Source organism: Thalassotalea hakodatensis (assembly GCF_030295995.1).
Lineage (GTDB): Bacteria > Pseudomonadota > Gammaproteobacteria > Enterobacterales > Alteromonadaceae > Thalassotalea_C > Thalassotalea_C hakodatensis.
In genome coordinates this window covers 1,600,833-1,621,055 of record NZ_AP027365.1, presented here as the reverse complement: position 1 = coordinate 1,621,055, position 20,223 = coordinate 1,600,833, and the positions used below count along the sequence as shown (strand labels likewise).

Annotated in this window: 19 protein-coding genes and 1 other RNA gene; 11 read left to right on the top strand and 9 right to left on the bottom strand. The window is 39.5% G+C overall.

Going from position 1 to position 20,223, the window contains the following annotated elements; translation table 11 throughout:
* Window positions 1–101: 101 nt before the first annotated feature.
* The 3 genes from gcvP to gcvT form a co-directional block, all read right to left on the bottom strand.
* Window positions 102–3,005 (bottom strand): aminomethyl-transferring glycine dehydrogenase, encoded by a 2,904-nt coding sequence (gene gcvP / locus QUE72_RS07095; protein ID WP_286272401.1) that lies wholly within the window; start codon window positions 3,003–3,005, stop codon window positions 102–104.
* Between the two features lie 201 nt (window positions 3,006–3,206).
* Window positions 3,207–3,596 (bottom strand): glycine cleavage system protein GcvH, encoded by a 390-nt coding sequence (gene gcvH, locus QUE72_RS07090; RefSeq protein WP_074498372.1) that lies wholly within the window; start codon window positions 3,594–3,596, stop codon window positions 3,207–3,209.
* An 84-nt stretch (window positions 3,597–3,680) separates the two neighbouring features.
* Window positions 3,681–4,772 carry a glycine cleavage system aminomethyltransferase GcvT gene (gcvT, locus tag QUE72_RS07085; RefSeq protein WP_074498373.1) on the bottom strand — a complete coding sequence of 364 codons (1,092 nt, stop codon included), beginning with the start codon at window positions 4,770–4,772 and terminating at the stop codon, window positions 3,681–3,683.
* 322 nt (window positions 4,773–5,094) lie between these two features.
* Here gcvT and QUE72_RS07080 point away from each other — a divergent pair, with 322 nt between their 5' ends.
* Window positions 5,095–5,622: a hypothetical protein gene (locus QUE72_RS07080; RefSeq protein ID WP_286272399.1), complete on the top strand. Its 528-nt coding sequence runs from the start codon at window positions 5,095–5,097 to the stop codon at window positions 5,620–5,622.
* A 10-nt stretch (window positions 5,623–5,632) separates the two neighbouring features.
* On the opposite strand, the gene QUE72_RS07075 is transcribed toward QUE72_RS07080, so the two are convergent.
* Genes QUE72_RS07075 through QUE72_RS07060 form a run of 4 tightly spaced genes read right to left on the bottom strand, consistent with a single transcriptional unit; the run spans window position 5,633 to window position 10,094 of the window.
* Window positions 5,633–6,850, bottom strand: coding sequence for an FAD-dependent monooxygenase (locus QUE72_RS07075; RefSeq protein ID WP_286272398.1), 1,218 nt, complete (start codon window positions 6,848–6,850; stop codon window positions 5,633–5,635).
* 59 nt (window positions 6,851–6,909) lie between these two features.
* Entirely contained in the window at window positions 6,910–8,139 is a 1,230-nt protein-coding gene (gene ubiH, locus QUE72_RS07070; protein ID WP_286272397.1) for a 2-octaprenyl-6-methoxyphenyl hydroxylase, read from the bottom strand.
* Window positions 8,140–8,184: 45 nt separating this feature from the next.
* Window positions 8,185–9,522, bottom strand: coding sequence for a Xaa-Pro aminopeptidase (gene pepP, locus QUE72_RS07065; RefSeq protein ID WP_286272396.1), 1,338 nt, complete (start codon window positions 9,520–9,522; stop codon window positions 8,185–8,187).
* Window positions 9,523–9,524: 2 nt separating this feature from the next.
* Window positions 9,525–10,094, bottom strand: coding sequence for a UPF0149 family protein (locus tag QUE72_RS07060; protein WP_074498376.1), 570 nt, complete (start codon window positions 10,092–10,094; stop codon window positions 9,525–9,527).
* A gap of 294 nt (window positions 10,095–10,388) precedes the next feature.
* On the opposite strand from QUE72_RS07060, the gene QUE72_RS07055 reads away from it, so the two are divergent.
* From QUE72_RS07055 to metK, 5 genes are all read left to right on the top strand, one after another.
* On the top strand, window positions 10,389–10,697 hold the full coding sequence (locus QUE72_RS07055; RefSeq protein WP_074498377.1) for a cell division protein ZapA: 309 nt from the start codon (window positions 10,389–10,391) through the stop codon (window positions 10,695–10,697).
* 20 nt (window positions 10,698–10,717) lie between these two features.
* Entirely contained in the window at window positions 10,718–11,872 is a 1,155-nt protein-coding gene (locus tag QUE72_RS07050; protein ID WP_074498378.1) for a hypothetical protein, read from the top strand.
* 113 nt (window positions 11,873–11,985) lie between these two features.
* A non-coding RNA gene (gene ssrS, locus QUE72_RS07045) (6S RNA) lies at window positions 11,986–12,167 on the top strand.
* A gap of 80 nt (window positions 12,168–12,247) precedes the next feature.
* Window positions 12,248–13,048: a glutamate racemase gene (gene murI / locus QUE72_RS07040; protein ID WP_286272392.1), complete on the top strand. Its 801-nt coding sequence runs from the start codon at window positions 12,248–12,250 to the stop codon at window positions 13,046–13,048.
* Window positions 13,049–13,166: 118 nt separating this feature from the next.
* Complete coding sequence (gene metK / locus QUE72_RS07035; RefSeq protein ID WP_074498380.1) at window positions 13,167–14,354, top strand: methionine adenosyltransferase; 1,188 nt, start codon at window positions 13,167–13,169, stop codon at window positions 14,352–14,354.
* A gap of 68 nt (window positions 14,355–14,422) precedes the next feature.
* Here metK and trhO read toward each other — a convergent pair whose 3' ends face one another.
* The gene (trhO, locus tag QUE72_RS07030) at window positions 14,423–15,403 is read right to left on the bottom strand and encodes an oxygen-dependent tRNA uridine(34) hydroxylase TrhO (protein ID WP_286272391.1); all 981 of its coding nucleotides are present in this window, start codon (window positions 15,401–15,403) and stop codon (window positions 14,423–14,425) included.
* A 266-nt stretch (window positions 15,404–15,669) separates the two neighbouring features.
* Between trhO and rsmE the strand changes: the two genes are divergently transcribed.
* Genes rsmE through QUE72_RS07005 form a run of 5 tightly spaced genes read left to right on the top strand, consistent with a single transcriptional unit; the run spans window position 15,670 to window position 19,039 of the window.
* Window positions 15,670–16,416: a 16S rRNA (uracil(1498)-N(3))-methyltransferase gene (gene rsmE, locus QUE72_RS07025; protein ID WP_286272390.1), complete on the top strand. Its 747-nt coding sequence runs from the start codon at window positions 15,670–15,672 to the stop codon at window positions 16,414–16,416.
* Between the two features lie 17 nt (window positions 16,417–16,433).
* Window positions 16,434–17,387 carry a glutathione synthase gene (gshB, locus tag QUE72_RS07020; RefSeq protein ID WP_286272388.1) on the top strand — a complete coding sequence of 318 codons (954 nt, stop codon included), beginning with the start codon at window positions 16,434–16,436 and terminating at the stop codon, window positions 17,385–17,387.
* 16 nt (window positions 17,388–17,403) lie between these two features.
* Window positions 17,404–17,961 (top strand): YqgE/AlgH family protein, encoded by a 558-nt coding sequence (locus QUE72_RS07015; RefSeq protein ID WP_074498384.1) that lies wholly within the window; start codon window positions 17,404–17,406, stop codon window positions 17,959–17,961.
* A complete protein-coding gene (gene ruvX, locus QUE72_RS07010; RefSeq protein WP_286272386.1) occupies window positions 17,961–18,395 on the top strand; it encodes a Holliday junction resolvase RuvX in 435 nt (144 codons plus the stop codon). Before QUE72_RS07015 ends, ruvX begins: the two co-directional genes overlap by 1 nt.
* A gap of 2 nt (window positions 18,396–18,397) precedes the next feature.
* Window positions 18,398–19,039, top strand: a complete 642-nt coding sequence (locus tag QUE72_RS07005) for an NAD(P)H-binding protein (protein ID WP_286272385.1) — start codon at window positions 18,398–18,400, stop codon at window positions 19,037–19,039.
* Window positions 19,040–19,086: 47 nt separating this feature from the next.
* Here QUE72_RS07005 and QUE72_RS07000 read toward each other — a convergent pair whose 3' ends face one another.
* Window positions 19,087–20,214 carry a PilT/PilU family type 4a pilus ATPase gene (locus tag QUE72_RS07000; protein WP_286272384.1) on the bottom strand — a complete coding sequence of 376 codons (1,128 nt, stop codon included), beginning with the start codon at window positions 20,212–20,214 and terminating at the stop codon, window positions 19,087–19,089.
* Window positions 20,215–20,223 lie beyond the last annotated feature (9 nt).

Below are 20,223 nucleotides of genomic sequence, written 5' to 3'. Positions count from 1 at the left end.
CTATTGGCTCGCCTTTCACTATTTTTACTTTCAAACTTTATTAAAGTTTCAAACTTGCTTTTGTTGTTTCAAACTTAATTCGAAACTGACAACACTATTATTTAGTCTTTATACGTATCAACGCTCGGGCATGAACAAATTAAGTTTCTGTCGCCGTACACATCATCAATACGATTTACCGTTGGCCAGAATTTATTGGCAGCTGCCGCAGGTACTGGGAATACCGCTTCTGCGGTTGTATAAGCTCTATCCCATGAAGCGTCAGTAATGTCTGCTAGCGTATGTGGTGCATTATGAAGTGGGTTGTTTTCTAGTGTCCACTCGCCTTGTTCTACTTTGCGTATTTCATCTCGAATGCATACCATGGCTTCAATAAAGCGGTCTAACTCAGGTTTTGCTTCTGATTCAGTTGGCTCGATCATTAGTGTGCCTGCCACTGGAAACGACATCGTTGGTGAATGGAAGCCATAATCTTGTAGACGTTTAGCTACATCCATTTCAGTAATACCTGACGAATCTTTTAATGGGCGTAAATCAACAATACATTCATGAGCAACGCGGCCGTTTGCGCCAGTATAAAGTATCGAGTAATGCTCGCTTAATTTCTTCGCTAAGTAGTTAGCATTGGTAATGGCAAATTTTGTTGAATCTGTCACACCTTTTTTACCCAGTAAAGCAATGTATAGGTAAGAAATACATAAAATACCGGCACTACCAAATGGTGCTGCCGAAACCGCGCCATTACCTTTTGTGGTTTCATTTACGGTAATAAGTGCGTGATCAGGTAAGAACGGAGCAAGGTGTGATTTAACACCTATGGGTCCCATACCTGGGCCACCGCCACCGTGAGGAATGGCAAACGTTTTATGTAAATTTAAGTGCGAAACATCAGCGCCAATAAAGCCTGGCGAAGTTAAGCCAACTTGTGCATTCATGTTTGCGCCATCTAAATAAACTTGGCCGCCGTTGTCATGCACGATATTACAAATTTCACGTATCGTGGTTTCATATACACCATGGGTTGATGGGTATGTGATCATGATACATGATAGATTGTCACGCATTTCTGTTGCTTTGGCTTTTAAGTTAGCCATGTCAACATTACCGTTTTTATCGCAATCTACAACAACAACCTTCATACCAACCATTTGCGCTGACGCTGGGTTAGTGCCGTGTGCAGAAGATGGAATTAAACAAATGTTTCTGTGCGCATCACCACGACTTTCATGGTATTTATGAATAGCAATAAGACCTGCATATTCACCTTGTGCGCCAGAGTTTGGTTGCATTGAAATGTTATCGTAACCTGTTAATTCAACTAACCAGTCGCCTAGTTCGTTGATCATTTCAGCATAGCCTTGCGCTTGATCTACGGGTGCAAACGGATGCATGTTGGCAAATTCAGGCCATGAAACAGGTATCATTTGCGCTGTTGCGTTTAATTTCATGGTACAAGAACCTAATGAAATCATTGAATGATTAAGCGCTAAATCTTTATTTTCTAGTTTTTTAATATAGCGAAGCATTTCAGTTTCACTATGGTGCGAGTTAAAAACAGGGTGCGTTAAAATGTCTGACTCGCGCACTAGTTCAGCAGGAATTGATTGATGACCAGTACTTAACACTTGTGCGTCTAATGCAGCTACATCTAAGCCGTGACCTTCGCCAAGTAGCACATCAAATAAGGTAGAAATGTCTTCACGCGTTGTTGTTTCATCAAGTGAAACACTGACTTGTCCAGCAACATCTGTGCGTAAGTTAAGATCAGCTGCTAGCGCACGCGCTACAACATCTTCTTTATTATCAAGGTTAAATGTTAACGTATCGAAGTAATTCGCATGAACAGCTTGCAAACCTTTACTAGTAGTACCTACATTTAAAATATCAGCAAAACGATGAATACGGCTAGCAATGGTTTTTAAACCTTTAGGGCCATGATATACCGCATAAAAAGCGGCCATGTTGGCAAGTAGCACCTGTGCGGTACAAATGTTTGAATTGGCTTTTTCACGACGAATATGTTGTTCACGTGTTTGCATTGCCATACGAAGTGCGTTGTTGCCACGCGTATCTTTTGAAACACCAATAATACGACCAGGCATAGAACGCTTGTATTTTTCACTGGTGGTGAAAAATGCTGCATGAGGGCCACCGTAACCCATTGGCACACCAAAACGTTGGCTTGAACCAATAACCACGTCAGCACCCAATTCACCTGGCGCTTTAAGTAGCACTAAGCTCATAATGTCAGCCGCAACGGCTACAATACCTTTTTTCTCGTGAACGCTGTCAATAAGGGTTGAAATATCACGTACTTCGCCCGTTGCACTTGGGTATTGTAAAAGCGCGCCAAATACATCGTGTTCACTTACGCTGTCTGCTGGCGCCACGATAATGTCGAAACCAAACATTTCTGCTCGTTGTTTAACAACGTCAATTGTTTGTGGATAAACTTCTTCTGCAACAAAAAATAGGTTTGACTTTTTGTTTTTCGATACACGTTTAGCCAATGCCATAGCTTCAGCGGCAGCAGTACCTTCGTCAAGTAATGACGCTGACGCCAGATCTAACCCGGTAAGGTCTAAACACATTTGTTGGTAGTTTAATAATGACTCTAAACGACCTTGGGCAATTTCAGGTTGATAAGGTGTGTAAGCTGTATACCAGCCTGGGTTTTCTAATACATTACGTAAAATAACGTTTGGCGTTAGTGTGCCGTAATACCCTAAACCGATATAGGTTTTGTTCACTTTATTTTTATTAGCAACGGTTTTTAAATCGCTAAGCGCTTTTACTTCCGTTTTACTTTCTTCAATAGCTGGTAAGTCAGCTAAGCGAATATCGCTAGGAACAATTTCGTCAATTAATGCATCAACTGATTCTGCACCAATTTCGTTTAACATCGCCTGTGCTTGTGCTTCGTCTGGGCCAATATGGCGACGAATAAAGTCTTGCGTTTGTTCTAGTTCGTTCAACGTAATGTTGTTTTGAGATTGAGTAGTCATAAAACGGCTTACCTAAATAAGAAAAGTAAGTAAAAAATAAAGAAAGCCCCAAACTTATTGTCAGTGAGAGGCTTCATCTGTTGTCTATTTTAAACCATTAAAATAGCGAAAAGACTGTTATTGCTTTTTGCAACAACAAGCATTTAGTTAACACAACCTATATTTAAACGAAATCGCTTAGATAGGATTGCCGCTACTAAATTAATCTTCGTCGATTGAATTTTCATAACCTTCTGCATCAAGAAGGTTTTCTAGTTCACTTGTATCATCAAGTTTAATTTTAAACATCCAACCGTCACCAAACGCGTCAGAGTTCACAAGCTCAGGAGAATCTTCTAACTCTTCGTTTACCGCGATCACTTCACCTGACACGGGCGCATAAATATCTGATGCAGCTTTTACTGATTCTGCTACCGCAACATCATCACCAGTGCTAACGCTTTCGCCTACTTCTGGCAATTCAACAAATACCATGTCGCCAAGTAATTCTTGCGCATGCTCAGTAATACCAATAGTAACAGTACCGTCACCTTCATTACGTACCCATTCATGCGACGTTGCATATTTTAATTCTGAAGGAATGTTGCTCATTTTTTTAGTTCCTAATATGTCTGTAATTGTTATATATCTGTTCGACTACTCAGTCTATTTAAGACTATAGAGTAGCATGAAAATTTAGTCTAATTGGCTTTTGCCATTACGAACAAAACTTGGTTTAACCACTTTTACGCTCACTAACTTTTTGCGCATCTCTACTTCAACAACATCACCAACTTTTACGCTACGAGGAACGCGCGCCATGGCAATAGAATGTTGTAATGTTGGAGAAAATGTACCAGAAGTAATCACACCTTCACCAGCGTCGGTAACGACTTTAAGGCCTGTACGTAACACGCCTTTTTCTGTCATCACTAAACCAACTAATTTTGGTTGATCGCCAGCTTCACGTTGTGCTGCTATAACATCGCGACCAATAAAGTTTCGCTCTGATGGTTCCCATGAAATTGTCCATGCCATGTTTGCTGCGAGTGGCGAAACTGTTTCGTCCATATCTAAACCATAAAGGTTCATGCCAGCTTCTAAACGCAATGTATCGCGTGCGCCTAAACCACAAGGTGCTACGCCAGCGTCAACAAGTTGTTGCCATAAGTCAGCCGTTGCTGCTTCTGGTACAACAATTTCGTAACCGCTTTCACCGGTGTAACCTGTCGTCGCAATGAATAAATCACCCGCCTGAACACCAAAGAAAGGCTTCATCCCTTCAATCGCTTGGTTTTGCTCAGCAGATAAAATTGACGCTACTTTAGCTTTTGCTTCAGGGCCTTGAACCGCTATCATGCCGTATTCAGGGCGCTCAGTAATCGTAATATCAAAACCATGTGCTTGTTTTGTCATCCACGCTAAATCTTTTTCGCGTGTCGCTGAATTCACCACTAAACGGTAATCTGTTGTAGAAAAGTGATATATGATCAAATCATCAATTACGCCACCTTCATCGTTACACATGCCGGTATAAAGCGCTTTACCCGCCACTTCAAGTTTAGCAACATCGTTTATGACTAAACGCTGTAAGTAAGCTTTTGCATCAGCACCTTGAATATCAACAATTGTCATGTGAGACACATCAAACATACCCGCGTCTTTTCGTACTGCGTGGTGTTCTTCAATTTGAGAACCATAGTTGATTGGCATTTCCCAACCGTGAAAATCAACCATTTTTGCGCCCGCTTCGAGGTGCTTAGCATGTAATACCGTTTTATTGGTCATGTTTTTCTTCCAATTGTTGCTTGCTGTATAACCATTATGCTTAAAAAATAGCATAGGTGTTTTATCAAAATTTGCGCGCAATTATAGCGATCGGTTAGCAGGTATTCAACAAATAAAGGAAGCCAAATCAAATAAAAAACCACTTTATCAACATAATCAACATTAAATTTTTATTTTACGGATTGCTGAAAATTAAATTCTGAACATAGCGATAAAAACAGGATTGTTCTGATTTAAATTCATCCGTATTCTTATCAAACAAAATTCTATTCATCTGCTATGATAAATTCTAGCAACAACTGTATGAAATAAAGAGTAAAAATTGAGTCGATATAATCCACAACAACTAATCACAGATGCAACAAAAGGCGATACCGTTGATTTAAAACAAATATGTCGTTCGCTACAATTAACCCTACAAATTTCTAGTGAATTAACCGATCTATGTAGAATCAGCGTAAATAAAGAACAAAAGGTGGTTATTCAACTAAATGAGAATATCGATAAACGCACAAAGTTTACTTTTGTGGCGATTTCGGCTGCTGAATATTTAATTAATAGTGCCAGAGTAAATGACACTGGCGTGACTTACGATATTTTTTTTCTAAGAGATATTCACGCAAATAGAGCAACTAATTTGATCATGCTAGCAACACGATTAGCCATACCTGAACATATTATTGAAAATATCGTAAATGCCAGCGAGATACAGTTTACCAAGCAAGCCAATGACGAAATATTCGATATTGACGAATACATTAGACAAAGTGATTATTTGCCCGAGTTCATTCGCAGTGTCATCAAACAAAGCTCTTCTTCCTTTTTAGTTAATACCGTAAATGCCCGTTAACGCTAAGTTCCTAATGCTTTAATAACGCAGGTAAATGTCCATTAATACCAAGCGCTTGTTTAATCATGGGAGCTTTCATCGGTTTAAGCTTATTTAGCATAGAAAGGCCTACACCGCGAGCAAAAGCTATGGGGGCCTGTTGTGGCGTAAATGCTTGTTTAATACCTTCCATAGCGGCGATCATCTCTATTGCGTCAGCTTTTCGCCAGCGCTGATACTGGTTGAGTAACTTAGTCGAATAAACAGATGTTGAACTTTCAGCCAACAACTGTGCTAATACTGCGGCATCTTTCAAGCCTAAGTTCACCCCTTGGCCAGCGAGTGGATGTATTGTATGAGCAGCATCCCCTACTAGCACAAAGCGTTCACTGACAAATTGTTGCGCATACCGCATACGTAACGGAAATGCTTGGCGTTCACTTTGCAAAGAAACAAGTCCTAATTTACCGTCACTTGCGGCAGTAAGCGCTTGATTAAACGCAAGCTCATCTAATTGTAGCAACCGGTTAGCTTCTTCTGGGCTGGTTGACCATACAATAGAGCAAAGGTTATTACTGCTACTGTTAAGAGGTAAAAACGCGAGCGGGCCCGTCGGTAAAAAAACTTGCCATGCCGTATTTTGATGACCTTGCTCACATGCAACAGTAGCGACTATGGCATGGTGGTCGTAATCTCGAAACGTCAAAGGGATGTTGGCTTGTGCTCTCACCCAAGAATTCGCACCATCTGCGCCAACAACTAAATTAGCCATAATCGGTGGTTTGCTAGCAAACGAAGCAAACACTTCACTTTCACCTTGCGTAATATGGGTAAGTTTTTCTTCGGTAAAAAAGGCAATGCCACTGTCTTGCTGGGCTTTTTGCCATAATGCAGCGCGTACAATATTGTTTTCAATGATCCAGCCTAATTGCCCGTTATGATCTCGAGCACCAATATCTTGTAAGGTAAAATCAAGCTGACCAATACCACCACTATCCCAAATATGCATCGCTTGATAAGGTTGATGTCTACACGCAGTAATTTGTTGCCACACACCTAAATGTTCGAATAACTGTTTACTTGCTGCATTTATTGCACTTACTCGAATGTCAGGTTGCTCGGTGATATTGGGTATGCTTTGCGTATCAACAATCGCGACGGTGCATTCAGTTAAATGGCGTATTGCAAGTGCGGTCGATAACCCGACCATACCGCCACCAACAATTAACACATCAAATTTTTGCATCATTTTATCAACCTTTGAATGATTAACCGTTAACCATTACTCATTGTCTATCAGTGTGATAGCTAATAGCCCATTGTTTTGTTAACAAAGCTACTTTTTAAGCTTTGACAATAATTTAATACTTTAAGACCAACATTGCGCCCAACGATAAGTGGTGTGTGTTTATTGGAAAAAAGTGCCACCAACGAGTCTGTTAAACCGATAATTTGCTGATGATCTTTTGCACGTGTTGCCGCATAACGACTTAATTGAGCAAAAGAAGCGATATCTTCATTTTTCGATAATTGCTTAGCCATTACAGCGGCCAATTCACTAACATCACGTAAACCTAAATTAAACCCTTGGCCTGCGATAGGATGAATAGTGTGTGACGCATTACCTATTAACACCATACGGTGAAACACTTGCTCATTCGCTTTGACTAAATCAAGTGGGTAGCTGGCGCGCTTTCCTACTTTTTCAACGACTCCTAACCAATAACCAAACGTTTGGTTTAATTGCTCAGCAAAACCTTCATTTGGTAATTGCGATAAATAATCTGCATGCTCGGGTGTTGTGGTCCAAACAAGTGAACATTTTTGACCGCTATTATCTTGGTCAGTCAAAGGGAGAATTGCTAAAGGTCCATGTTCAGTAAATCGTTCATAGGCAATATGCTGATGTGGTTTTTCAAACCGAACATTCGCGATAATAGCTGTTTGCTGATAACTTTTAGTGACAACATCAATGTTAGCAAACTGTCGGCATTTTGATTGACCACCATCACAGCCTAATATTAATGCAGCCTGCAATAATTGCTGATCATCTAGTTGAATATCTACGTGTGTTGAATGCCAATCAATATTAGCGACTTGATTAGGTGCAAACCACGAAACATTCGGTGCTTTTTGTAACGCTTGAACTAACGCATCACCCAATGTTGCCATTTCAATTACATAACCTAGTGCGTTAACGTGGTGTTCGTGCGCATACATACGCGCTTTTCCATAATTGCCTTGATCAGAAATATGGATGGTATTTATAGCTGCAGCCTTCGAATGTATTGCTTGCCAGACATTCAAGGTTTTTAAATAATTAGCGCTGCCGTGCGATAAAGCCAGTACTCGAGAATCAAAATGTAACGCCGACGTTTCTTGGTTTGAATTCGCGTGTATATCACTTGCTTCAACAATAGCAATCGTAAGTGGTGTTCCTGACGATGTTGTTAGCGTTGACAATGCTAACGCAGACAAACAGCCAGAAAGACCACCGCCTATAATTATCACATCAACTTGTTGCTTCTTATTTACCACGCATATTTCCGTTACGAGTTTGCTTGCTGAATATTGTGTTTTTGCTTAACGTTTAGCGTCTTGCATTATACGTTCAATGTCATCAACAAATTTTGGCACATGTTCAGTTAAATTTTCATGACCTTGATCCGTCACCACAATATTGTCTTCGATACGTATACCTATACCACGCCACTTTGCTTCAACGTTTTCATCATCAGCAGGAATATACAGACCAGGTTCAATCGTCATCACCATACCAGGCTGAAAGGCCCGTGTTTGACGTTTGTCTTTCATGTGATAATCACCCACATCGTGCACATCTAAACCTAGCCAGTGCCCTAATCCATGAATAAAATATTGTTTACAGGCTTTATCTGTAATTAATTGGGTTATGTCACCTTCCAGTATGCCTAAATTGAGCAAGCCTTCAGTGAGAATTTGCTGACATATATCATTTAACTGGCCAAAATCAGCACCTGGTTTAATGGCATTAATTGCCGCAATTTGTGCATCAAGCACCAGTTGATACAGTGCTTTCTGTTCAGGGGTGAACTTTCCATTAACAGGAAAGGTGCGCGTAATATCTGCAGCATAACCAGCTAATTCACCACCAGCATCAATTAATAACAAATCGCCGTTAGTTAACACATCGCTGTTATTGGTGTAGTGCAAAATATTTGCGTTATTACCACCAGCAACAATTGAATTATAGGCTGCTTCTCTAGCACCATGACGGGCAAACTCATGTAATAGTTCAGCTTCTATTTGGTATTCAAACATACCTACCTGAGTTTTTTCCATGGCACGTTGATGCGCACGACCACTGATTTCATTAACTTTACGCATAACTTCAAGTTCTGCATCAGTTTTTATCAGTCGTAACTCATCAACGATGGGGTGACAATTAATAAGCATATTGGGGGCACTAATGCCTTGTCGCACTTTGCCTTTTACTTGATCTAACCATGTATACACTTGGTCATCATGATGAGGATTATGCCCCTGAAAAAAACAAAGCGATTGTTTGTTTGCTATAGCCTCTTCAACAACACAGTCTATCTCATCTAAACTATATGCGGCATCAAATGCGTATTGATCTTTTGCTTTTTCACAACCAATACGCTTGCCATGCCATACTTCGGCAAATGGATCTTTTGCTAAACAAAATAAGGTAGTTGTTACATTACCGTTCATTTTTTCAATCATTAATACTGCATCAGGCTCAGTAAAACCGGTTAAATAGTAAAATGATTTATCTTGGCAAAATAAATATTCTGTATCATTACTGCGGGTGACTTCTTGACCAGCAAACAATAAAGTAACTGAGTTATCAGGAAGTTGCTTAGCGAATAAAGCTCTACGTGCCTTAAATTCGCTCATAGGCATTAAGGTGTGATTCATGATTAATGTACAGTTTCTGAGGTTTCTTTAGGTTCGGGCGGTGTACCTAATTCAGTAAAACATAAAAGAGCAGAAATTCGCACGTATTCTGATATTTCAAAATAGGCTTGCTCTGTCGCTTCATCTTCATCTATATCGTCAGATAAATTGGCAATTTCAGCAAAATCATTGAGCACTTCTTTAACATCGTCAGATAACACTGCATTGCTTTTTTGCTGTAAACCAAAACCCAAATTATACCCTTGTACCCATGCACTTAATGCAAAACCACGCTCTCGCATGGAGTCATCATCGTCAGGTAACATAGGCGTAAAGCCGTAAGAATCATCGAGTAAACTTTGCCACACATTACTAAAAATAAGTTTTAAGGTAATGCGAATAGCGCCTGATAATGCTTCACCATTGTTATACATATCTTCGATTAATGTCGTGTAATCATTACTTTCAAAAGAATAACCACCACAAATAAGGCCGGTTAGCATTCCATGCAGTTCAGAGGCATGAAGTTCTGCACTTTCTGCAGTGATAGTGGCTTGCGTGCTAGCAAAATCCAAAGAGTTATTGAGTGACATATAAAAACTTCCAAAACTAATTGCTTAATATCGTAACATTGCCGCGGCTTGTAAGCTAGCATGGGCATGCGATTGTGTGATGTTTTTTCCTCGTTATAGCGTTCATTTTCAGCTTGGAATTATTCATCAACCTTCCAGTGTAAAAATTTTTTTGACTGAGTGAAATAAAGCGCAGATAACTGCTTGCATCTATGATCGCCGACCGTTATAGTTTGCAATCGCGTTGTTGTTTAAATTGTTTATTAAACAAACAACTAGCTAGTTTTACCGACAATAATTAATAGAAGTGCCTTAATGAGTCAACATAACGTCACCATTGAAGTGGCAGGACGCCGTTTAAAGATTGCTTGCCCGCAAGGTCAAGAGTCTGCGTTGTTGCAGGCAGCAAATGAGTTAAATAGTCGGTTGGAAGCTGATAAAAGCAAAGTTAAAGTTATTAAAAACGCCGAACAAGCCATGTTAATGGCGTCGTTAAACTTAGCAAACGACTACCTAGAGCAGCAACAAGCCTTTAAAGCAGAAAAGCAGCAGCTTGAAAGTAAAATAGACTTGTTACAACAAACCATTGAACAAGCGGTTCATCGACAAGAAAAACAAGCCTAACCCAAGGAGATGCAAAGGATATGCATAAACGAAAAACTCTCTTCTTGTTGTTTGCTATCGCTGCCATTTTGCTTTTAGTCTATTTTAGTTCGATTTCATCCTCAATATCATCAATACCCGACTCGCCAGCTACGGCAAAAAGTAAAATACCAGAAATAAACTTCGCGAACGCATTACCAGCTCCCCTCGATAAACCAAGTAATAAATTACAACCTTCGCAAGCAAAAGTTGATAAAGAAGTTATTCAAGCTGATGAAAGTTTTCCTGATGATTATATAAAAGATTGTAGACATGCATTAGGAAACCACTCAGGATTAATTCCTGATAATTTAGTAACACAGTACTTGTACCGATTAAAAAAAAGTAACACCTTTGAAGATCAACTTAGTTATTTATTGGTTCGAAAGCCGCAAAGTATTGATGAACAATCAAAGACATTACAACAACTTTATTATCAACAACCATCTTCTCCCATTATTAACTCAGAAATTTTAGATTTATGCATTAGCCACAAACACGACTCATTATGTAGTGATGATATTTTAAAAAATATAAAACAAACCGTTACAAATAGCGCTGATTTGTTAGTAAAGCTAGCGTTAGTCAAAATGAAGCAAGGAATGCTAGAAGAAACTAAAGTACTTTTACATGAAGCAAGTAAAAAAGTCATCTACCAAGACGAGTCAAATAAAGCTTTACTGTTAATTAAACATAGTTTAACGAAATATAGTGATTTGTCTGAAAGAGAGCAAATTGTTATGACAATCGGCTATGGAGCAGCGAAAGTTGAACAGCTCGGCCATTTAAATCAACTATGCAAAGAAACGAATGATGAAGAATTCATTGAAACGTGTTTAACGCTAGGAAAGTTAATAGAGGATACCGCTAAAGAAGTTATTACTAAGTTGATTGGTTTAAACATGCAAGTTTTAGCGTATAGATATTGGAAAAATGACGAAATGGTAAATTTGTTAATAAATAAAATGCCAGCCAACCAATCAGTGATTAATGAATCAGAGCAATTAGCGTCAATACTTACTTTTTTTGATGAAAACCTACTTCGCGAATGGTTCAACGCTAAGATGTACAACTCTGAGCAATTTGCCAATGAACAACTTGTTAAAGACGCCATTTTACTGTCTAAAAACCCTGACTACGATCCTTGTCCAACTTAACAATAATAGAAATTGCTTAACTGATAAGCAGTTAGCTTACTCACTAACCAATTAAACCAATTCCCGTCGAAAAAACTTAAAGCTGTTGGCTATTTTCGCTATACTAAGGCTTAAGTCTTCTGGGGTGTTAGTGTGCGAACTATGTCCCTGAGCCGATAAGTTTTACCTAAGGGAGTTAAGTAGTATCTATTGTGCAAGCCCAACGCGTATTGGGAAGCCTACGGATATTGCACGATTCCCGCCCTGAACACACGGTGTTCAGGACTAATGTTGGCCACTGCATTCTGGAAGCTTTATTCTTATTACTGTTATTCTTTACATTTCACGAAAAAATCCCTATAACAGCACTGTTAGTCATTGTTTTAAGTGTTCAAATTGCAAACTCAATCAAATAACTCCCCTATTGGTATATTCGACTCTGGCATCGGTGGATTATCGATTGCTAAATGCATTACTGAACAGTTACCACGCGAAAATATTATTTACGTGGCTGATTCAAAATATGCTCCTTATGGCGAACAATCATTTGAAACTATTATTGAACGCGTTAATACCATTGCACAGTGGTTTATCGAGCAACAATGTAAAGCTATTGTTGTTGCTTGTAATACCGCGACAGTCAATGCGATTGATCAACTACGAGCACAAGTGTCCATCCCCATTATTGGTGTAGAACCAGCCATTAAGCCGGCAGTCGCATTAAGTAAGAATAAAAAAATTGGAGTACTGGTAACCAGTGCTACGGCTGAAAATCCACGATTTATATCATTGATTAATCAACACAAAAATGGCTCTAGCGTTTTTGTTCAACCCTGTCCAGGTTTGGTCAACATGATAGAAACTGGCCAACAAGGTAGTCACGAATGTTTTGCTTTATTAACGAAATTCCTATCACCATTATTAGCTAGTAACATTGATCAACTCGTTCTCGGCTGCACACATTACCCTTTTGTCAGTGAACAAATTAAGCACATTGTAGGTAACAACGTTAATCTACTAGAAACAGCACAGCCGGTAACAGAACAATTATCAAGACAGTTAAAACAACATGAAATAGTAAATTTATCAGATAGTTGTGGAAAAATTTTATTTTATAGTAATCAGCATAAAGCGAATCATAACCAACTTTTATCCTCACTTTGGTCCACACAACTGCGCTTTACTTCATTTATATAACCAAATAATTTAAGCCATTTAGACGTCTAGGCGTAAAAAAGTAGAAAATAATTTTCACTGGGGTTACAATGCGCCTATAAATTGACTGTTTGTCCATTAATTGAATTGTTGAGGGTTTATGTCTAGACATTATTTTACGTCTGAATCTGTTTCAGAAGGTCATCCTGATAAAATTGCTGATCAAATTTCAGATGCTGTATTAGATGCCATAATAGCCAAAGATAAATATGCACGCGTTGCTTGTGAGACGATGGTAAAAACAGGTGTTGCAATAATTTCTGGTGAAATTTCTACTTCTGCTTGGGTAGATTTAGAAGACCTTACCCGTAAGGTAATCTGCGATATTGGTTATACCTCATCAGATGTTGGCTTTGATGGCGAAACATGTGGCATTATGAATTTAATCGGGCAACAATCAACTGAAATTGCGCAAGGTGTTGATCGTGTAAAACCTGAAGATCAAGGTGCGGGTGACCAAGGCCTGATGTTTGGTTATGCAACCAATGAAACCGAAACGTTAATGCCTGCCCCACTTTATTATTCACACCGTTTAGTTGAACGCCAAGCGGAATTAAGAAAATCAGGTGTATTACCTTGGTTGCGCCCCGATGCAAAGTCACAAGTTACCTTTGTGTATGAAAATGATAAACCGGTTGCCATTGATGCCGTGGTTTTATCCACGCAACATAACCCTGAAATATCACAAGAAGACTTACACGAAGCAGTAATGGAAAACATCATTAAAGCCGTTTTACCTGCCGAATGGTTAACTGATGAAACGAAGTATTTCATCAATCCAACAGGTCGTTTCGTTATTGGTGGTCCTGTAGGCGATTGTGGTTTAACCGGACGTAAAATTATTGTTGATACCTATGGTGGTATGGCCCGCCATGGCGGTGGTGCATTTTCAGGTAAAGATCCATCAAAAGTTGATCGCAGTGCCGCTTATGCTGGTCGTTATGTTGCTAAGAATATTGTTGCAGCGGGTCTTGCTGAACGTTGTGAAATTCAGGTGTCGTATGCAATAGGAGTTGCTGAGCCTACGTCTATATCAATTGAAACCTTTGGTACTGGCAAAGTTTCTGAAGAAACGTTAATTAAGCTTGTTCGCGAACACTTTGACTTACGCCCATACGGCATTACCAAAATGTTAGATTTGCTACATCCTATGTACAAACAAACAGCGGCATACGGTCACTTTGGCCGAGAGCCTTATGAAATGACGGTTGACGGTGAAACGTTTACTGCTTTTACATGGGAAAAAACAGATAAAGCTGAAGCATTAAAAGCCGCTGCCGGCATTTAACAAACAAAATAAAAGGGGTCAGGTACAATTATTTAATTAAATAATTGTACCTGACCCCTTTTATGTTTTTACTTACTTTGGGCTTGTGCTTTTTTAGCAGCAAGTTTCTCTTTACGACGCTGTTCTATCACGTCTTTTATCTCACCACCGATATGTGTTTCGCCTCGCGCTTTCGCTAAATTAATTTGTTTTTCTCGCTCAGCAAATCGCTCACGCTGATCAGCAGTGTATTTATCAATACATTTCGGGCAACTTACACCTTTAACATAGTGTTCGCTTTGTTTTTCTTCATCTGTGATAGGATAACGACAAGCAAAACACTGGTCATATTGGCCTTGTTCTAAGCCATGAGTGACCGCTACTCGGCCATCAAAAACAAAGCAGTCACCTTGCCATTTCGAGTCTTGCTCTGGTACTTCTTCTAAATATTTTAAAATACCACCTTCTAAATGATATACATCATCAAAGCCTTGCTCTTTAAGGTAAGCCGTAGATTTTTCACAACGAATGCCGCCGGTACAAAACATTGCTACTTTCTTATGTTTAGTTTTATCTAGATGTTTTTCAACATAGTCGGGAAATTCACGGAAGGTTTCGGTATTGGGATTAATGGCATTTTCAAAGGTGCCAATTTCTACTTCATAGTCATTACGGGTATCAATAAGTAACACTTCAGGATCAGATATTAAGGCATTCCATTCATCAGGCTTAACATACGTACCTACAGTAAGCGTAGGATCTATGCCTTCCACCCCCATAGTAACAATTTCTTTTTTCAATTTAACTTTAGAGCGTTGAAATGGGTTTTCATCTGCATAAGAAAACTTATGATCAACGAGACCTAATCGTTCATCTTGTGCTAAAAAGTCTAACACCGCATCAACACTTTTTTGCGAACCTGCAATGGTACCATTAATGCCTTCATTCGCGAGCAACAATGTACCTTTGACATCATTCGCTTGCATCACAGTTAATAACGGTTGTTTGATCAATTCGAAATCGTTAAGGCGCACAAATTTGTATAATGCGCAAACGGTAATATTTTGCATTTAATTTCTACCTATTTAAGTTTGACCAGAACGCAAATCTGGCACTAATTTGGGTATACATTGCTGAGTGAATAAACGACGCAGCAATAATCGGCGCGCATTCTAACAAATAATATTAGAAATAGCATGTATCGTGTAAAGCAATATTAGCGAACAGATTAACTTCATTTCGCTGACCATAATAACGAATTAATTTATTGAACTTATTGAAATAGATCAACTTAACCCCTATCTTGGCTGTATTGAGTAAATGATCGAAACACGACATGCGCAATCCGAGAATATTCGAAAACCAACCATTTTCAACCGGCGATACGATTACGTTATCTGATGATGCATTTGGTCATGCGATCAGAGTATTGCGATTAAAAAACGACGACATCATCACGTTATTTAACGGACAATTAAACAACGGTAGTTTTGGTGAATTCCAAGCCGTTTTAACTGATGTAGGTAAAAAGTCGGCCAATGCGATAATTGGCGAATTTACAGAGGTAGACAATGAATCACCGTTAAATATTCATCTAGGACAAGGTATTTCTCGTGGCGAGCGCATGGACTTTACCCTGCAAAAATCAGTTGAGCTAGGCGTAAACACTATTACTCCACTGTTTACTGATCGTTGCGGAGTAAAATTACAGGGCGAACGACTACAAAAAAAATGCGACCAGTGGCAAAAAATTGTTATCAGTGCCTGTGAACAAAGTGGACGATGCACGATACCGATAGTTAAACCGGCAATCTCGCTTGAACAATGGCTTATGCAATCAACTTCTGCGCTAAAACTGAATCTACACCCGAAAGCTGAACAGTCTATTATGCAGTTACCGTTATCGCACAATCGAATTAGATTACTGATCGGACCCGAAGGTGGTTTAAGTAATGAAGAAATTGCACAATCAAAAAAACATGAATTTAATGACGTGTTACTCGGTCCTAGAGTATTAAGAACAGAAACCGCAGCGTTAACCGCAATTACTGCACTGCAATGTCGCCTTGGCGATATTAAATAATTAAACAGGAATACATCATGGCTATTAAACTAGGTGTCGTTATGGACCCTATTTCTCAAGTTAAAGTGCATAAAGACTCATCAATGGCAATGATGTTTGAAGCGCAAGCTAGAGGGTATGAACTTTTTTATATTGAAATGAATGATCTTTACATGCTTCAGGGTGAAAGCCGTGCCTTTGCACGAAAGGTTACCGTGTACGATAACCCTGAACACTGGTATGACTTAGCAGAATCACAAGATATTGCATTAACAGAGCTAGATGCCGTGATCATGCGTAAAGATCCCCCTTTTGATACCGAATATATTTACGCAACGTATATGCTTGAACGAGCCGAACAAAGCGGTACGTTAATTATTAATAAGCCACAAAGTTTACGTGATTGTAATGAGAAATTATTTACTGCGTGGTTTCCTGAATTAACCGCGAAAACCTTAGTAACACGAAATAGTCAGCAAATTCGTGACTTTCACCAACAAGAGAAAGACGTGATCATCAAACCATTAGACGGTATGGGTGGCTCTTCTATCTTTCGCATGAAAGAACATGAAGCGAATGTTGGTGTGATCATTGAAACGCTGACAAACCACGGTCAGCAATATACTATGGTGCAAGAATACATGCCGGAAATTAAAGACGGTGATAAACGTATTCTAATTGTTAATGGCGAGCCAATGCCTTATTGTCTTGCACGCATTCCTGCAAAAGGTGAAACTCGTGGTAATTTAGCGGCTGGTGGTACAGGTGAAGCAAGGCCATTATCAGCCAGTGATAAATTTATTGCAGAAACAATTGCACCTGAACTTAAAAAACGTGGTCTATACTTTGTAGGATTAGACGTTATTGGTGACAAAGTCACTGAAATAAATGTTACCAGTCCAACTTGTATTCGTGAAATTGAAGCCGCATATCCTATTAATATCAGTGGTAAATTAATGGATGCCATTGAATCATTAATAGAACAGCGTTAAATAAGAAGGTAGGCCAGTGGACAGTTTAGAGAATCATTTATTAATTGCTATGCCAAGCTTAGATGATCCGTATTTTAATAAAACGGTGACTTACATATGCGAACATAACGATGACGGTGCAATGGGTATTATTATCAACTTACCCATTAACATCACGTTAAATGAATTACTGGCACAAATTGAAGAAGACGGCGATGAAAAGCTACCCGAGCTTGCGCAACAAGTATTAACCGGCGGGCCAGTATCTCGTGATAGAGGTTTTGTTCTACATAGTCCTCAATCGGGGTGGAGTAGTTCCTTAGCGTTAAGTGATGATGTAATGATCACTACCTCTAAAGATATATTACAAGCACTTGGCAGCGATGATGCGCCTGATAAATTTATGGTGACATTAGGTTACGCTGGCTGGGGCCCTGGCCAGCTAGAGCAAGAAATCAAAGCAAATTCTTGGTTAATTACCCCAGCAGACAGTCAAATACTCTTTGATACCCCGATAGAGCAACGTTGGCAAAAAGCCACTGAAAAACTTGGTATTGATATCGCTCACCTTTCAACCGATATAGGCCATGCATAGTGGCCGAAAACACATATAAAACCATTCTTGGCTTTGATTTTGGCAAGAAATACATTGGCGTTGCCGTTGGTCAAGCAATTACCGGCACTGCTACGCCTTTAGGCTCAGTGAAAGCCAAAGACGGTATTCCAAATCAACAGCAACTGAAAAGCTATTTCGATGAATGGCAGCCTGATTTAATTGTGGTCGGTTTACCGCTAAACATGGATGGCACCCCCCAACAAGTTACCTTTGACGCCAAGAAATTTGGTAATCGCTTAGCGCACGACTATAAAACACCGATTAAATTTGTTGATGAACGGTTAACCACCGCTGATGCTAAACAGCACTTATTTGAGCACGGTGGTTACCGTAATTTATCGAAAGATAACATTGATGCCGAATCTGCCCGTTTAATTGTTGAAAGCTACTTTGAAAGTACCTACGGCGAATAACCATGAAAACAGCAATTGTTATTGGCGCAACAGGGTTAATCGGTCATCATTTACTCACTCAACTATTAGCTGATTCTACCTATAGCAAAATAGTCGCACTCACACGCAAGCCAATCGAATACAACCATGAAAAGCTCGTCAATCACGTCATCGATTTTAATAACCTAAACAAATACCAAGACTACTTTATTGGCGACATACTGTTCTCTTGCTTAGGTACTACGAAAAAACAAGCAGGCTCAATAGAAAACCAACGAATGGTTGATGTCGACTATCAGTATCAAGCTGCAAAAATGGCCGCAGAAAATGGCGTAGCACACTATGTATTAGTCTCTTCAAGTGGTGCAAATAAAAACGCCAACAGCGCTTACTTCAAAATGAAAGGTGAACTAGAAGATAAAGTTAAGCCGTTAAGTTTTCAGCGGATAAGTATTTTACAACCTTCATTATTGCTCGGTGAACGGGATCATTTTAGGCTTGGCGAAGTACTTAGCAGTTACCTATTACCCATCATCTGCAAGCTGCCATTTTTAAAACGTTATCGCCCTATTGAAGGCGTTCAAGTCGCGACAAAAATGCTAAACGTTAGTAAAGCCCAAAAAGAGCCGTTTGAAATATACACCTTAGATGAACTATTCAAATAAAAAGTAAAGCGCTGATACCTCACTTAACAGCACTTTTATTTTTTAAGCTAATCTTTTGGATCTAAACCGTCTATTGTTACGCCCGACAATGAACCACTGCCACCTTGATCATTGCTGCGTAGTTTAATCATTAAGCGTAGGTCATTTGGTGAATCAGCATGGTGTATCGCATCCGCGTAATTAATTAAGCCACGTTGATACAAATTAAACAGTGCTTGATCAAAGGTTTGCATACCTTGCTCGGTAGATTTTTCCATCACTTCTTTAATATCGCCAACTTCACCTTTTTTTATTAATTCAGCGATATAAGGAGAGTTCAGCAATATTTCGATTGCAGCAACTCGGCCATTGCCATCTCGAGTAGGAATTAATTGCTGAGCAATAATGCCGCGAAGATTTAACGCCAAATCAAACAGTAATTTACCATGTTGATCCGCAGGCACTAAATGCATGATACGGTCAATTGCTTGGTTCGCATTATTCGCATGAAGAGTTGCAATACATAAGTGCCCTGTCTCCGCGAACGCCAGCGCATGTTCCATGATTTCTTGGCTTCTGATCTCACCAATTAGAATAACATCAGGTGCTTGGCGTAAAGAGCTTTTTAATGCCGCATCAAAGCTTTCCGTGTCTAAACCTACTTCACGCTGTGTAACCATCGATTTTCCGTGTTCGTGGACAAATTCCACCGGATCTTCAATGGTCAGTATATGGCCACGAGAGTTACGGTTTCGATAACCAATCAAGGCAGCCATTGAGGTTGACTTACCCGTACCTGTACCACCAACAAATAACACTAACCCACGTTTAGACATCACGACATCTTTTAACACCGACGGTAAACCTAAGTCATCAGAATCTGGAATTTCAGTCACAATACGACGAATAACCATACCCGCCATATCACGCTGCCAAAACGCAGAAACACGAAATCGGCCTATATCATCAATGGAAATAGCAAAGTTACATTCCTTTTCTTGGTCAAATTGCTTTTTCTGCTTTTCATTCATTGCATTATGAACAAGTTCTAACGCCGCTTCCGGACTTAATGCCGTTTCATCAATAGGCGTTAGTTCACCATTGATTTTCGCGCTAACCGGCAACTTCGCGGTCACAAACATATCGGATGCATCATGCTGCACCATTTTTTCGAGGTATTGATGAAATCTCAACATGGTTAACTC

Excerpts from the sequence above, each read along its gene's own strand:
- gcvP (WP_286272401.1), bottom strand. The coding sequence starts at position 3,005 with ATGACTACTCAATCTCAAAACAACATTACGTTGAACGAACTAGAACAA.
- gcvH (WP_074498372.1), bottom strand. The coding sequence starts at position 3,596 with ATGAGCAACATTCCTTCAGAATTAAAATATGCAACGTCGCATGAATGG.
- gcvT (WP_074498373.1), bottom strand. The coding sequence starts at position 4,772 with ATGACCAATAAAACGGTATTACATGCTAAGCACCTCGAAGCGGGCGCA.
- QUE72_RS07075 (WP_286272398.1), bottom strand. The coding sequence starts at position 6,850 with ATGATGCAAAAATTTGATGTGTTAATTGTTGGTGGCGGTATGGTCGGG.
- pepP (WP_286272396.1), bottom strand. The coding sequence starts at position 9,522 with ATGAATCACACCTTAATGCCTATGAGCGAATTTAAGGCACGTAGAGCT.
- QUE72_RS07060 (WP_074498376.1), bottom strand. The coding sequence starts at position 10,094 with ATGTCACTCAATAACTCTTTGGATTTTGCTAGCACGCAAGCCACTATC.
- QUE72_RS07055 (WP_074498377.1), top strand. The coding sequence starts at position 10,389 with ATGAGTCAACATAACGTCACCATTGAAGTGGCAGGACGCCGTTTAAAG.
- QUE72_RS07050 (WP_074498378.1), top strand. The coding sequence starts at position 10,718 with ATGCATAAACGAAAAACTCTCTTCTTGTTGTTTGCTATCGCTGCCATT.
- metK (WP_074498380.1), top strand. The coding sequence starts at position 13,167 with ATGTCTAGACATTATTTTACGTCTGAATCTGTTTCAGAAGGTCATCCT.
- trhO (WP_286272391.1), bottom strand. The coding sequence starts at position 15,403 with ATGCAAAATATTACCGTTTGCGCATTATACAAATTTGTGCGCCTTAAC.
- rsmE (WP_286272390.1), top strand. The coding sequence starts at position 15,670 with ATGCGCAATCCGAGAATATTCGAAAACCAACCATTTTCAACCGGCGAT.
- gshB (WP_286272388.1), top strand. The coding sequence starts at position 16,434 with ATGGCTATTAAACTAGGTGTCGTTATGGACCCTATTTCTCAAGTTAAA.
- QUE72_RS07005 (WP_286272385.1), top strand. The coding sequence starts at position 18,398 with ATGAAAACAGCAATTGTTATTGGCGCAACAGGGTTAATCGGTCATCAT.
- QUE72_RS07000 (WP_286272384.1), bottom strand. The coding sequence starts at position 20,214 with ATGTTGAGATTTCATCAATACCTCGAAAAAATGGTGCAGCATGATGCA.